Annotated in this window: 14 protein-coding genes; 8 read left to right on the top strand and 6 right to left on the bottom strand. The window is 69.1% G+C overall.

Going from position 1 to position 12,566, the window contains the following annotated elements; translation table 11 throughout:
* Positions 1–148: 148 nt before the first annotated feature.
* The gene (locus VGC56_RS09355) at positions 149–670 is read left to right on the top strand and encodes a YybH family protein (RefSeq protein WP_464124624.1); all 522 of its coding nucleotides are present in this window, start codon (positions 149–151) and stop codon (positions 668–670) included.
* A gap of 7 nt (positions 671–677) precedes the next feature.
* On the opposite strand, the gene VGC56_RS09350 is transcribed toward VGC56_RS09355, so the two are convergent.
* Entirely contained in the window at positions 678–896 is a 219-nt protein-coding gene (locus VGC56_RS09350; RefSeq protein ID WP_464124623.1) for a hypothetical protein, read from the bottom strand.
* A 125-nt stretch (positions 897–1,021) separates the two neighbouring features.
* Between VGC56_RS09350 and mnmA the strand changes: the two genes are divergently transcribed.
* The 4 genes from mnmA to VGC56_RS09330 all read left to right on the top strand — a co-directional run bounded on the left by mnmA (position 1,022) and on the right by VGC56_RS09330 (position 4,546).
* On the top strand, positions 1,022–2,128 hold the full coding sequence (gene mnmA / locus VGC56_RS09345; protein ID WP_464124629.1) for a tRNA 2-thiouridine(34) synthase MnmA: 1,107 nt from the start codon (positions 1,022–1,024) through the stop codon (positions 2,126–2,128).
* Complete coding sequence (locus VGC56_RS09340) at positions 2,125–2,937, top strand: COG4705 family protein (protein WP_464124622.1); 813 nt, start codon at positions 2,125–2,127, stop codon at positions 2,935–2,937. Before mnmA ends, VGC56_RS09340 begins: the two co-directional genes overlap by 4 nt.
* Positions 2,938–3,020: 83 nt before the next feature.
* Entirely contained in the window at positions 3,021–4,034 is a 1,014-nt protein-coding gene (locus VGC56_RS09335) for a sensor histidine kinase (protein WP_464124621.1), read from the top strand.
* The gene (locus VGC56_RS09330) at positions 4,031–4,546 is read left to right on the top strand and encodes an NUDIX hydrolase (RefSeq protein WP_464124620.1); all 516 of its coding nucleotides are present in this window, start codon (positions 4,031–4,033) and stop codon (positions 4,544–4,546) included. Before VGC56_RS09335 ends, VGC56_RS09330 begins: the two co-directional genes overlap by 4 nt.
* Here the strand turns inward: VGC56_RS09330 and VGC56_RS09325 are convergent.
* The 5 genes from VGC56_RS09325 to VGC56_RS09305 form a co-directional block, all read right to left on the bottom strand.
* Positions 4,482–5,585 (bottom strand): NADH:flavin oxidoreductase/NADH oxidase, encoded by a 1,104-nt coding sequence (locus tag VGC56_RS09325; RefSeq protein WP_464124619.1) that lies wholly within the window; start codon positions 5,583–5,585, stop codon positions 4,482–4,484. The genes VGC56_RS09330 and VGC56_RS09325 overlap by 65 nt on opposite strands.
* 28 nt (positions 5,586–5,613) lie before the next feature.
* Positions 5,614–6,405 carry a PhzF family phenazine biosynthesis protein gene (locus VGC56_RS09320; protein WP_464124618.1) on the bottom strand — a complete coding sequence of 264 codons (792 nt, stop codon included), beginning with the start codon at positions 6,403–6,405 and terminating at the stop codon, positions 5,614–5,616.
* Positions 6,402–7,346: a cation diffusion facilitator family transporter gene (locus VGC56_RS09315; RefSeq protein ID WP_464124628.1), complete on the bottom strand. Its 945-nt coding sequence runs from the start codon at positions 7,344–7,346 to the stop codon at positions 6,402–6,404. The genes VGC56_RS09320 and VGC56_RS09315 overlap by 4 nt, the downstream gene beginning before the upstream one ends.
* Before the next feature lie 5 nt (positions 7,347–7,351).
* Positions 7,352–7,933 (bottom strand): pyridoxamine 5'-phosphate oxidase, encoded by a 582-nt coding sequence (gene pdxH / locus VGC56_RS09310; protein WP_464124617.1) that lies wholly within the window; start codon positions 7,931–7,933, stop codon positions 7,352–7,354.
* Between the two features lie 196 nt (positions 7,934–8,129).
* Entirely contained in the window at positions 8,130–8,873 is a 744-nt protein-coding gene (locus tag VGC56_RS09305) for an SDR family oxidoreductase (RefSeq protein ID WP_464124616.1), read from the bottom strand.
* Positions 8,874–9,240: 367 nt separating this feature from the next.
* Here VGC56_RS09305 and VGC56_RS09300 point away from each other — a divergent pair, with 367 nt between their 5' ends.
* The 3 genes from VGC56_RS09300 (at position 9,241) to fabI (ending at position 12,299) form a co-directional block, all read left to right on the top strand.
* Entirely contained in the window at positions 9,241–10,224 is a 984-nt protein-coding gene (locus VGC56_RS09300; RefSeq protein ID WP_464124615.1) for a DnaJ C-terminal domain-containing protein, read from the top strand.
* A 276-nt stretch (positions 10,225–10,500) separates the two neighbouring features.
* Positions 10,501–11,499: a YihY/virulence factor BrkB family protein gene (locus VGC56_RS09295; protein ID WP_464124627.1), complete on the top strand. Its 999-nt coding sequence runs from the start codon at positions 10,501–10,503 to the stop codon at positions 11,497–11,499.
* Positions 11,496–12,299 carry an enoyl-ACP reductase FabI gene (gene fabI / locus VGC56_RS09290; protein WP_464124614.1) on the top strand — a complete coding sequence of 268 codons (804 nt, stop codon included), beginning with the start codon at positions 11,496–11,498 and terminating at the stop codon, positions 12,297–12,299. Before VGC56_RS09295 ends, fabI begins: the two co-directional genes overlap by 4 nt.
* The last annotated feature ends 267 nt before the right edge of the window (positions 12,300–12,566 follow it).

Here is a 12,566-nt window from a genome sequence, read left to right as displayed (position 1 = left end):
CCGGGAATCCGATCCGTACCGATTCTCAGGCCGCGGCGACGGTCGGGCTCAGCTTCGTCGAAGCGAGGAGGGCTTTCGTCGCGTGCGGCGGGACCGGCGTGCGGCGCAGGGGATAGGCGCGTTTGCTCCGGAGAGTGGGAGGATTGCGATGCGTATGATGTTACCGGCCGTGCTCGGCCTTGCCTTCGTTGTGGCGAGCGTGCCGGCGTCGGGCCACCCCGCCGACGGGGCGCTCAACCATCTCTACGAGACGATCGCCGCCGGCGTTGCCGTCAATTCCGGCGAGCAGGTGACCGGCGCCTTTGCCGCCGATGCGATGGTGCTCGATCCTCGGCCTGGGCCTCCGGCGAGCGGCGACGCGTTTCGCACGGGGATCGCCAGGATGGCCGAGCGGCTGAAGGCGGACGGAGCCGAGGTAAAAGCGGATTACCGCATCGTCCGCCGCATGGTGACGGGCGATGTCGCGGTCGACGTCGGCTACCGCAGGCAGAGCATGGCCGTCACCAGGCCGGGCGGACCGATGCCCGGCACGCAATATCAGAAATTCCTGGTCGTCGCGCAGCACCAGGCGGACGGCGGGTGGAAGATCGTCCGCGACGCCAGCCTGCCCGCCTCCAAGGAGGCATGGGACGCGGCGGAGCGGACGGAGGGTTTGAAGTACGACCTTTGAGGAAGCCCTAGCCGGCGACGGCGTCCGACATCGACGCGTTGGCGGCGGCCTTTTCGGCTTCGGCGCGGGCGCGGTTGGTGTCGCTGCGGAGCGCCCGGGCGGCCATGGTTTCCCAGGCCTCGGCGGCGCGCAGGCAGCGCTCGCGGACGTTCGAGAGGCTGGTCGCCGCGGCCTCCTTCTGCGCCTCCTGGGCGCGGGCGCGGTAGAACTCATACTGGCTGGACATCGGCAGGCTTTCGTTACGTGTCAGGAGCGAGTCGGCGCCTAGCACGGCTCTCGCTTTTCCGCGAATCCGCCGGATGCCTCGGAGGGGTGGGCTTTTGCCGCCGCAGCGCCTATTTCGCCGGCGCGATGGACCTCGATTTCGACCTTGGAAAGCCGGCCGCACAGGCGCGGATCGTCGTCGCCATGTCCGGCGGCGTCGACAGCTCGGTGGTGGCCGCGCTGGCCGCCCGCTCCGGGGCGGAGGTGATCGGCGTGACGCTGCAGCTCTACGACCACGGCGCCGCCAGCGGGCGGGCCAAGGCCTGCTGCGCGGGGCGGGACATCGCCGACGCGCAGGCGGTCGCCGCGAAGCTCGGCTTCGCCCACTACGTGTTCGATTACGAGAGCCGCTTCCGCGACAGCGTCATCGAGCGGTTCGCCGACGAATATGCCAAGGGGCGCACGCCGATCCCGTGTGTGTCGTGCAACCAGGGGGTGAAGTTCACCGATTTGCTGAGCCTCGCCCGCGACCTCGGCGCCGACTGCCTCGCCACCGGCCATTACGTCCGCCGGGTGATGGGCCCGAACGGCGCCGAGGTCCACCGCGCCGCCGACGCCGCGCGCGACCAGAGCTATTTCCTGTTCGCAACGACCCGCGACCAGCTCGATTATCTCCGCTTCCCCCTCGGCGGCCTCCCCAAGCCTTTGGTCCGCGAGATCGCCCGCGACCTCGGGCTCGGCGTGGCGGCGAAGCCCGACAGCCAGGACATCTGCTTCGTCCCCAACGGCGACTACGCGTCCGTGGTGAAGAAGGTGCGGCCGGAGGCGGCGCAGCCGGGCGAGATCGTCGACCGGGACGGACGAGTGCTCGGCGCCCATAGGGGCCTCATTCATTACACGGTCGGGCAGCGGCGCGGGCTGGAGATTGGCGGGCAGGCGGAGCCGCTCTACGTCGTGCGGCTCGAGCCGCAGGCGCGGCGGGTGGTGGTCGGGCCCAAGGCGGCGCTGGCGGTGCGCGCGGCGCGGCTCTCAGGGCTGAATTGGCTCGGCGAGGGGCAGCGGGACGGGCTCAGCGCCAAGGTCCGCTCGATGGCGAAGCCGGCCCCGGCGCGCTTCGACGGCGCGGCGATCCATTTCGAATCGCCGGAATATGGCGTCGCGCCGGGCCAGGCCGCCGTGCTGTACGACGGCGACCGCGTTCTCGGCGGCGGCTGGATCGAAGAAACCGTACCCGCCGAACTGGAGCTTGCATGACCGACGATCGAAGCAATCTCATGAAAGACATCGTCTCGAAGGTGCCGGCGGTGACGCTCGGCTTCTGGATCATCAAGATCCTGGCCACGACGCTGGGCGAGACCGGCGGCGACACGGTTACGATGACCTGGCTCGGCGAGACGACGTCGGAGGCCAACCCCAACGGCTATCTGATCGGAACGGCTTTGTTCGGCGTGCTGCTCGTCGTGCTGGTCGCGGTGCAGATCAGGGCGCGGCGGTTCAACGCCTGGCTCTATTGGGCGACGATCGTTGCCTCGACCACCTGCGGGACCACCCTCGCCGACTTCGCCGACCGGTCGCTGGGCATCGGCTATACGGGCGGCTCGGCGCTGCTCCTCGCCTGCGTGCTCGCGTCGCTCGGCGCGTGGTACGCGACGACCGGATCGATCCGCGTGGAGACGGTCGCCACGCCGAAGACCGAAGCCTTCTACTGGCTGACCATCACCTTCTCGCAGACGCTTGGCACGGCGCTCGGCGACTGGGCGGCGGACGATGGCGGCCTCGGCTTCGGCGGCGGCGCTTTGCTGTTCGGCGCCGCGTTGGCCGTGCTCGCCGCCCTCTATTATTGGACGAAGGTCAGCCGCGTCTTCCTGTTCTGGACGGCGTTCATCCTCACCCGGCCGCTCGGCGCGACGGTCGGCGACCTGTTCGACAAGCCGCACGACAAAGGCGGCCTCGATGTCAGCCGGCCGGTGGCGAGCCTGATCCTGTTCGCGGTGATCGTCGGGTTGATCCTGATCCTGCCGCAACGACCCGGACAGCATCCCGCCGCCGAAGCGGAGGCCTGAGCGTCTCTTCCTCCGGGTTGATGTACGTCAGTAAGGCTGGGTGTTCCCATTGCCCCCGAAGCTGTTAGGCTCATTGCGGGGAAATGGAGGGGGATCTGAGAAGGCTGATTTCCATCGACCTGCCGCGTCGGCTGTCGCCGCGCGTCCCGAGGCTTGCGACCGAGGTGGCGACCGCCGCCGCGATCACGGCGGCGATGGTGCTGATCCGCGCGTCGCTGCGGCCGCTGCTCGGCGATGCCGTCCCCTTCTCCTTCACCTTCCTCTCGGTGGTGCTGGCGACGTTGGTCGCAGGCTGGCGTAGCGGCCTCGTCGCGCTCCTCGTCGGCGAGCTGCTCGTCTGGTATTTCGTGCTGCCCATCCATGGCAGCTTTGCTTTCGCCGATCCGAAGATGGCGTCCTGGCTGATCGTGGTTGGGCTCACCCAGCTCCTGATGGTCGGCGCGATGGGCCTGTACCAGAGCGAGGTGCGGCGCGGGCAAATGGAGCGGACGCGGCGGATCAACTTCCTCGGCCATGCCCTGCGGGAGATGGACCACCGCACCCGCAACAATTTCCAGATCGTCACCAGCCTCCTCCAGCTCCAGTCGAACCGCTCGGCAAGCGAGGAGGTGAAGGCGGCGCTCAGGGAGGCGAGCGAGCGGCTGCAGGCGGTCTCGGCGGTCTACGCCGCACTGGCGCCGAGCAGCCAGAACCTCGCCGCTATCCGCCTCCAGGACCAGCTCGAGGAGATGTGCGGGCAGATCCGCCGCGGCATCCTTCCCGAAGGCATCAGCCTCACCACCGAGCTGGAGCCGATCCTCGTCCCGCACGAGACGGCGGTGGCGATCGGCATCATCGTCAACGAGCTCGTCACCAACGCCTGCAAGCACGCCTTTCCCGACGGCCGTGGCAGCATCGTCGTGCGCACCAGCAAGGGGCCGGACGGCGCCGTCATCGAAGTCGCCGACGACGGCCGCGGGTTGGCGAAGGGGCCTGAGAAAAAGGGGCTCGGCACGCGCCTGGTCGCCGCGTTCGTGCAGCGGGTGCGGGGGACGAGCGACGTGCGCTCGTCCGAGGCTGGGACTGTCCACATCGTCACGGTGCCGCTGCCCGCGTGAGGAACGTCAGCGCCGGCATCCTCCTTTATCGCCGCGTGGAGGGCGGGATCGAGGTGCTCCTGATCCGGCCGGGCGGTCCCTTCTGGCGCGGGCGCGACGAGGGGGCGTGGATGATCCCCAAGGGCGGCATCGACGCGGGCGAGACGGCGCTGGAGGCGGCGATCCGCGAGTTCGAGGAGGAGATGGGCAGCGCTCCCGCCGGAACGCCGGTGCCACTCTGCACGGTGCGGCAGAAAGGCGGCAAGTGGGTCGAGGCCTTCGCGCTGGAGGGGGAGTTCGACCCCGCCGCGCTCTCGAGCAACAGCTTCACCCTCGAATATCCGCCGCGCTCCGGCCAGTATCGCGACTTTCCCGAGGTCGAGGAAGCGCGGTGGTTCGGGCTGGAGGAGGCGCGGGCGAAGATGCTGGCGAGCCAGCTGCCGATCCTGGACGCGCTCGCCGAGCGCCTCAGCCGTCGAACAGATGCGGGTACTGGCGGGGCTGGCAGCGCAGATACTGGTTCGCCGCCTTGACCTTGGCGCCGAGATGGGCGGCGGCGTGCCAGGGCCAGCGCGGGTCGTAGAGGAGGCCGCGGGCGAGCGCGATCGCGTCGGCGTCGCCGGTTGAGACGATCGCCTCGGCCTGGTCGAAGCCCGTGATGAGGCCGACCGCCACGACCGGGATGCCCACCGCCTGCTTGACCGCCCGGGCGAGCGGGACCTGGTAGGAGGGGCCGACGGGGATCTTCTGCGCCGGCGTCAGGCCGCCCGAGGAGACGTGGATCGCCGCGCAGCCGCGCGCCTCCAGCGCCTGGGCGAACGCGACGGTCTGGGCGATGTCCCAGCCGCCCTCTGCCCAGTCGGTGCCGGAGACGCGCATCGACACCGGCTTCTCCGCCGGGAAAACGGCGCGGACGGCGTCGAAGATTTCGAGTGGGAAGCGCATGCGCTTTTCGAGGCTGCCGCCATAATCGTCGTCGCGGCGGTTGGAGAGCGGCGAGAGGAATTGGTGGAGGAGATAGCCGTGGGCGCCGTGGAGCTGGATGGCGTCGAGCCCGAGCCGCGCCGCCCGCTCCGCCGCCGCGACGAAGCCGTCGCGGATGCGGGCGAGGCCGCCCTGGTCGAGGGCCTCGGGCGGGTGCTCGCTGTCGAGGAAGGGGAGGGCGGACGGCGCGACGGTCTGCCATCCCGCCGGTGCGCCGGGGGCGATCTGGGCGCCGCCTTCCCAGGGCACGCGGGTCGAGGCCTTGCGGCCGGCATGGCCGAGCTGGATGCCGATCGGCATGTCCGACCAGCGCCGCACGCTCTCCAGCACCTTGGCAAGCGCCGCCTCGTTGGCGTCCGACCAGAGGCCGAGATCGTCGGGCGAGATGCGGCCCTCGGCGGTGACGGCGGTCGCTTCGAGCATCAGCAGCGCCGCGCCGGACAAAGCGAGGTTGCCGAGGTGGATGAGGTGCCAGTCGGTGGCGCTGCCTTCCCCATCGGCCGAATATTGGCACATCGGCGCGACGACGATGCGGTTCGAAAGGGTGAGGCCGCCGACGGCGAGGGGGGAGAAGAGGGCGCTGGTCATCGGCGGCAAGTAGGGCCGGGGACGCCGCTTACAAGTGGAACTTGCCCTCGATCACGGTGACGCACGTGCCGCCGAGGATGACGCGCTCGCCTTCGCGGCGGCACTCGAGGAGGCCGCCGCGGCGGCTGGCCTGCCAGGCAGTGAAGCTGTCGCGGCCCAAGCGCTCGCACCAGAAGGGGGCGAGGGCGGCGTGGGCGGAGCCGGTAACCGGATCCTCGTCGACGCCCCAGGCGGGAACGAAGACGCGGCTGACGACGTCGTGCTGGCCGTCGCCCTTCGCGGTGACGATGGCCATCAGGTCGATGCCGCGCAAAGCCGCCATGTCCGGCGCGCAGGCCCGCACCGCCGCGGCGTCGGGGAGGAGGATGATCGCCGTCCCCTCCGGCCCCTTGTAGCTGATGAACACTTCGCCGGCCGGGGTTCCGAGCGCTTCGAGCAGGCGGGCATGATCCTGCCGCCGCACGAGCGTCTCGGGAAGATCGAGTGTGAGCGCGTCGCCGTCGCGGCCGACGACGAGCACGCCGGCCTTGCGGGTGCGGAAGCGGACATGCTCGCCTTCGATGAGAACGTGGCCGCTCGCCAGGGTCGCGTGGCCGCACAGCGCCACTTCCGTGGTTGGGGTGAACCAGCGCAATTCGTAGTCCGCTTCGCCGTCCGCGCACGGCACAGTGAAGGCGGTTTCGGAAAGGTTGTTCTCCTCGGCTATGGCCTGCATCGTCGCGTCGGGCAGCCACCCCTCGAGCGGCACGACGGCAGCCGGATTGCCGGTGAAGGGGCGGTCGGCGAAGGCGTCGACCTGGACGATGCGATAGGCGGTCATGGCTCTTCCTGGACTTCCTGGATGACGTCGGTCTCGACAAGGGCATTGCCGGGATGGTCGACATGGCCCTCCGGATCCGGGTGGATCAGCACTTCGCAGCCGGGGAATTCGGCCTCCAGCTTGTGCTCGACCTCGTCCATTACCTTGTGGACTTCGGCAACCGTCATGTGCGGATCGACCCAGACGTGGAACTGGACGAAATCGTGCATGCCGCTGGAGCGGGTCCTGAGGTCGTGGATGCCCTTCAATTCGGGATGGCGGGCAGCGACGTCGATGAAGCGGCGGCGCTTCTCCTCGGGCCATTCCTTGTCCATCAGCTGGTCGATGGCGTGGGCCGAGGCGCGCCACGCGCTCCAGATCAGCCAGGCCGCAATGGCGAGGCCGAGGATCGGATCGGCGCTGCGGAAGCCGAGATACTGGTCAAGGAGCAAGGCGACGATGACCGAGCCGTTCAGCAGCAGGTCGCTGCTGTAATGGGCGTAGTCGGTCTTGATCGCGACCGAGCCGGTGCGGGCGATGACGCGGCGCTGGTAGAGGACGAGGGCAAGGGTCGCGGCGATCGCCACGAGCGACGCGGCGATGCCATATTCGGCGTGGGCGGTGGTATCGCCATGGGCGAGCCGCTGCACCGCCCGCCAGGCGATGCCGAAGGCGGAGAAGGTGATGATGCCGACCTGGAAGAGCGCGGCGATCGCCTCTGCCTTGCCGTGGCCGAAGCGGTGGTCGCGGTCGGCCGGCATCGCGGCGAGGCGGACGCCGTAGAGGGTGATGAGCGAGGTGACGAGATCGAGCGCCGTGTCGGCGAGGCTGCCGAGCATCGCCACCGATCCGGTCGCCCAGGCGGCATAGCCCTTGAGGAGGAGCAGGCACGCCGCCATCGACACGCTCGCCGTGGCGGCGCGGGCGGTGAGGTCGCCATGGGCCTGGTGCTCGGGGTGGATGTCGCTCACGGGTAGAGCAGGCCTTCGGACCAGGTGCCGTCCGGGGCGCGGGTGAAGAGGCGGCGCTCGTGGAGGCGGTGCGGGCGGTCGGACCAGAATTCGATTCGCTCGGGGACGACGCGCCAGCCCGACCAGCGCGGCGGGCGGGGCACCTCGCCGCCGTCGAAGCGGGCGCGGACCTCCTCGTAGCGGGCCTCGAACGTGGTGCGGGCATCGAGGGGGCGGGACTGGTCGGAGGCCCAGGCCCCGAGCTGCGAATCGCGCGAGCGGCTGGCGAAATAGGCGTCCGCCTCGGCCTCGCTCACGGCTTCCGCGCGGCCCTCGATGCGGACCTGGCGGCGCAGCGACTTCCAGTGGAAGAGCAGGGCGGCGTCGGGGTTCGCCGCCAGTTCGACGCCCTTGCGGCTGTCCAAGTTGGTGTAGAAGACGAAGCCGCCCGGGTCGTGGCCCTTCATCAGCACCATGCGCACGGAGGGGCGGCCTGCGGTGTCGGCGGTGGCGAGGGCCATCGCCTCCGGATCGTTCGGCTCGGACTCGCGGGCCTCGGCGAGCCAGATTTCGAACAGAGCGTGCGGGTCGTCGGCCATGGCTGCCCTTTGCCGCCGCCCGCCCCGCGGCACAAGCGGTGCCCGCGATGGAGGGTCGCGGTTTGCTCTATGGAGCCTGGTGAGGGGCAAAGGCCGTTCAGATAATGTTCTTGACAATCCGTCGCAGTTCCGCTAATGTTCAACGACTCGAGTCGGTCTTTGACATTGTGAATATCCACTGTTTCCGGGCGGCGCGTCAGGCGCCGAGGCCGCCGTCGATGGCGAGGACGGCGCCGGTGACGAAGGCGGCTTCCTCGGACGCGAGGTAGGCGACGAGTCCGGCGACTTCCTCGGGCCGGCCGTGGCGCGGGATCGCCATGCGGCTGTGGAAGAGGGCGGCATCGGCAGTGTCGGCCGGGTTGCGCTCGGTCTCGATTACCCCGGGCTGGACGAGGTTTACGGTGATGCCCCGCCCGCCGAAATCGCGCGCCAGCCCGCGGGTGAGCCCGCCGAGCGCGGCCTTGCTCGAGGCGTAGAGGCCGGCGCCCGGCCCCAGCGTCATCTCGGCCATGACGCTGCCGATGGTGACGATCCTGCCGCCGTCGCGCAGGATCGGCGCTGCCGCCTGGATGGCGAGGAAGACGGCGCGGACGTTGACGGCGAACTGCCGGTCGAAGGCGTCTGGCGCGAAGCCGGCAAGCGGGCCGACGATGGCGAGGCCGGCATTGTTGACGAGGATATCGAGCCCGGAGAGGCGCTCTGCCGCGTCCGTCACCGCCTGCCGAACCGCCGAGGGATCGGCGCAGTCCGCCTGCAGCGCAAACGCCTCGCCGCCTGCGGCGCGGATCGCCTCCCCATGCGCCTCCGCCTCCTCCGCCCGGGACAGATAGGTGAAGGCGATTCGTGCGCCCTCCGCCGCCAGCCGCGCCGAGATGGCCCCGCCGATCCCGCGGCTGCCACCGGTCACCAGCGCCGTCTTGCCCCTCAGCCGCTGCACCATGTCCTCCCTGCGGGCCGAGGCTAGGCGCAGGAGGGCAGCAGGGGAAGGGCGGGGCAGGGGGTGAGACCGGACAAGCCCCTCCCGTCATCCCGGCGAAAGCCGGGATCTCCAGTCGGAAACGCCATGAGACCCGGCTTTCTACAAACGCCGCAAGGATGCGGCGGGGGTCTCGTGGAGAACCCGGCTTTCGCCGGGATGACGATGTTGCCCTGCGGGGTGACGGATGAGTGTGCCGGAGTAACGGGTTGTTCCGCGGGAGCGAGCGTCCGCCGGCGCTTGCCAATCGCCGGTGCCTTACCCATGTGACACAGTGTTGCCGCGCGGCAATGCTGGACATTTGGAACCGGGTGGAAGAACGAAGCGAGCGATGGCGGATCTTTATTCACAATTGGGCGTGAAGCGCGACGCGAGCGAGACCGAGATCAAGAAGGCTTATCGCAAGCTCGCCAAGGAGCTGCACCCGGACAAGAACAAGGACAACCCCAAGGCGACCGAGCGCTTTTCGAAGGTGACGCAGGCCTACGACCTCCTCACCGACAAGGACAAGCGCGCCCGCTACGACCGCGGCGACATCGACGAGGACGGCAATCCCAAGGCGCCGTTCGGCTTCGGCGGCGGCGGACCCGGCGGCGGCGCGGGTGGCTTCCGAGGCCATCCTGGCAACGGCCCCGGCCAGTTCGGCGGGGCAGCGGAGGAGGTCGACCTCTCCGAGATATTCGGCGACCTGTTCGGCAATGGCGGCGGCGCCCGGCGCGGCGGCGGCGGGCCGTTCGGCGGGTTCGGGGGCTTTGGCGGGTTCGGCGGCGGCGGCCGCGCGGCGCCGCCCGAGAAGGGCGCGGACGTGCTCTACCGGCTCCCCGTCCCGTTCGAGGACGCGGCGGCACTGCGCGAGCAGCGGGTGACGCTCGAAGGCGGCAAGACGGTGTCGATCAAGCTCCCCAAGGGCGTCGAGGAAGGCGCCAAGATCCGCCTCGCCGGCCAGGGGCGACCGGGGCCGGGCGGCAATGGCGATGCGATCGTCACCATCTCGATCGCCCCGCACCGTTTCTACACGCGCGAGGGCGACAATATCCGGCTCGAGCTGCCGGTGCGGATCGACGAGGCCCTGCTCGGCGCCAAGGTGAAGGTGCCGACGGTCGAGGGGCCGGTAATGCTGACGGTGCCGAAGGGCGCGACCTCGGGGAAGACGCTCCGCCTCAAGGGCCGCGGCTTCACCGGCAAGGACGGCGTGCGCGGCGACCAGCTCGTCACCTTGATGGTCGACGTGCCCGCCGACGATGCCGAATTGCAGCGTTTCATCGAAGGCTGGAGCGGCAAAAAAGGAAACCCGCGAAGCACCTTGGGCGTCTAGCAAGGGGCCCGAACCGGGAGCTAAAGAGGTTGTGATGGGATCAAAGCGGGATGATACGGCAGGAGAAGCCGCGAAGGCGTGGCGGCACCACGTCGAGCGGCTTCGACGCACCGGATCGCCCGCTTTGATCCCACCCGCAGGGCAAGGGCAGATTTGGCCCGCCGCAGCGTTGCTCGCTTGCCCGATAGTACCACTATCGGCCGCGCTCGCGCCTCGCGGCGAGCCAAATCTGCCCTTGTCACGACCTCTTTAGCTCCCGGTTCGGACCCCATCATGCTGCCCGAACCGTCTTCCGAATCCCCCGAGGCAAGACGGCAGAGGCTGGTGCGCACCCGCGCGCATTTCGGCCGGTTCCGCGCGAAGATGCGGCCGGGCCAATATCCCTACGAGGTGCTGAAGCGGGTCGCGATCGGCGTCTACACCGACGGCTTCATTCATGCCGGCAACCTCGCCTACCTCGCGTTGGTGACGGTATTTCCGTTCATCATCGTCGCGGCCGCCGTCGCCCATCTGTTCGGGCAAACCGAGGGTGGCGCGCGCGCCGTCGCCTCGCTCCTCCAGACGATGCCTTACAACGTCGCCGAAGTGCTGAGGAAGCCTATCCACGACGTCCTCACCGCGCGCTCGGGGAACCTCCTGTGGCTCGGCGGCCTCGTCGGGTTGTGGACGACGGCGAGCTTCATCGAGACGATCCGCGACATCCTCCGCCGCGCCTACGGGGTGAAGGGCAGCGCCGCCTTCTGGGAATATCGGCTGATGTCGATCGGCCTGATCGTCGCCTCGGTGGTGCTGATGCTGATCGCCTTCGCCGCCTCCATCCTCCTCTCCGGCGCCGAGCAGTTCATCTTGAACCTGGTGCCCCAAGCGAAGGGGCTGGCGGGGCTGCTTGGCCTCCTCCACATCGTGCCGGCGCTGGTCCTGTTCGGCTCGATCTACTTCATCCTCGTCTCCCTGACGCCGCGACGCTACCGGCGGATGGGGTGCCGCAAATGGCCGGGCGCCCTGTTCATCACGATCTGGTGGGTGGCGACGTCGACCCTCCTGCCGGTCGTCCTCAGCCATCTCGGCGGCTACGACCTCACCTATGGCAGCCTCGCCGGCGTCATCATCGCGCTCATTTTCTTCTTCGTGATCGGTTTGGGCGTGGTAATCGGCGCGCAGCTCAACGCGGCGCTGGCGGAACCGCCGGAGCCGACGCTAAAGGAAGTCGCCGAAGCCCGCCGTGACGTAGCGGTAGAGGCGGCTGCGGACGGGGCCGAAGGGGAGACTGCATGACGGGTTTGATGGCGGGCAAGAGGGGGCTGATCATGGGCCTCGCCAACGACAAGTCGCTCGCCTGGGGGATCGCGCAGAAACTGGGCGAGCATGGCGCCGAGATGGCCTTCTCCTACCAGGGCGACGCGCTGAAGAAGCGGGTCGGGCCGCTGGCGGCGCAGGTCGGCTCGGACTTCCTCATCGACTGCGACGTGTCCGACATGGCGGCGCTCGACCACATGTTCGCGGAGCTGAAGGCGCGGTGGGAGACGATCGACTTCCTCGTCCACGCCATCGGCTTTTCGGACAAGAACGAGTTGCGCGGGAAGTATGTCGATACCAGCCTCGACAATTTCCTGATGTCGATGAACATCTCGGTCTACAGCTTCACCGCCGCCGCCCGCCGGGCGCGCGAGATGATGCCGAACGGCGGCAGCCTGCTGACGCTCACCTATTACGGCGCCGAGAAGGTGATCCCCCATTACAACGTCATGGGCCTCGCCAAATCGGCGCTGGAGACCAGCGTCAAATATCTGGCGATGGACCTCGGGCCGGAGAATGTGCGGGTGAACGCCATCTCCGCCGGCCCGATCAAGACGCTGGCGGCCAGCGGCATCGGCGACTTCCGCTACATCCTCAAATGGAACGAATATAATTCCCCGCTCCGCCGCAACGTGACGATCGAGGACGTCGGCGGCGCCGGCCTCTACCTCCTTTCCGACCTGGCCTCGGGCGTGACGGGCGAAATCCACCATGTCGACGCCGGCTACAACGTCATCGGCATGAAGGCCGAGGACGCGCCGGATATCAGCGTTGCCTGACGCGGTTGGTTTGGCAGCCGGGCAGGTCGTCGCGGTAGCCGGCGCAGCGATCGTGACTGCCTGCTGCTTCCTCGCGTCGCGTAAGCCACAGTTGTGCAATTCGGATCGTTGGGGTCGCGCCTATCAGGCAGGTTGGTGCGCCTGGCTGTTTCTGGCGCTGTGCAGTCCGGCTTTGTGGGTGTCGATGAGGCTCCACGACAGCCCAGCTCTCGCCTTTGGTGTGCCGATGGCTGCCGTCCTGCTGGCGAGCTACGCCAGCTCCAGGAC

Origin of the sequence: Allosphingosinicella sp., assembly GCF_036403745.1 — a bacterium.
Classification (GTDB): Bacteria; Pseudomonadota; Alphaproteobacteria; order Sphingomonadales; family Sphingomonadaceae; genus Allosphingosinicella.
The sequence above is the reverse complement of the archived record's forward strand: the minus strand, read 5'-3'. Positions and strand labels throughout refer to the sequence as shown.

Coding starts and splice junctions, on each gene's coding strand:
- VGC56_RS09325 (WP_464124619.1), bottom strand. CDS start 5,585: ATGACCAGCGCCCTCTTCTCCCCCCTCGCCGTCGGCGGCCTCACCCTT.
- VGC56_RS09350 (WP_464124623.1), bottom strand. CDS start 896: ATGTCCAGCCAGTATGAGTTCTACCGCGCCCGCGCCCAGGAGGCGCAG.
- VGC56_RS09355 (WP_464124624.1), top strand. CDS start 149: ATGCGTATGATGTTACCGGCCGTGCTCGGCCTTGCCTTCGTTGTGGCG.
- VGC56_RS09300 (WP_464124615.1), top strand. CDS start 9,241: ATGGCGGATCTTTATTCACAATTGGGCGTGAAGCGCGACGCGAGCGAG.
- fabI (WP_464124614.1), top strand. CDS start 11,496: ATGACGGGTTTGATGGCGGGCAAGAGGGGGCTGATCATGGGCCTCGCC.
- VGC56_RS09335 (WP_464124621.1), top strand. CDS start 3,021: ATGGAGGGGGATCTGAGAAGGCTGATTTCCATCGACCTGCCGCGTCGG.
- VGC56_RS09305 (WP_464124616.1), bottom strand. CDS start 8,873: ATGGTGCAGCGGCTGAGGGGCAAGACGGCGCTGGTGACCGGTGGCAGC.
- mnmA (WP_464124629.1), top strand. CDS start 1,022: ATGGACCTCGATTTCGACCTTGGAAAGCCGGCCGCACAGGCGCGGATC.
- pdxH (WP_464124617.1), bottom strand. CDS start 7,933: ATGGCCGACGACCCGCACGCTCTGTTCGAAATCTGGCTCGCCGAGGCC.
- VGC56_RS09320 (WP_464124618.1), bottom strand. CDS start 6,405: ATGACCGCCTATCGCATCGTCCAGGTCGACGCCTTCGCCGACCGCCCC.
- VGC56_RS09340 (WP_464124622.1), top strand. CDS start 2,125: ATGACCGACGATCGAAGCAATCTCATGAAAGACATCGTCTCGAAGGTG.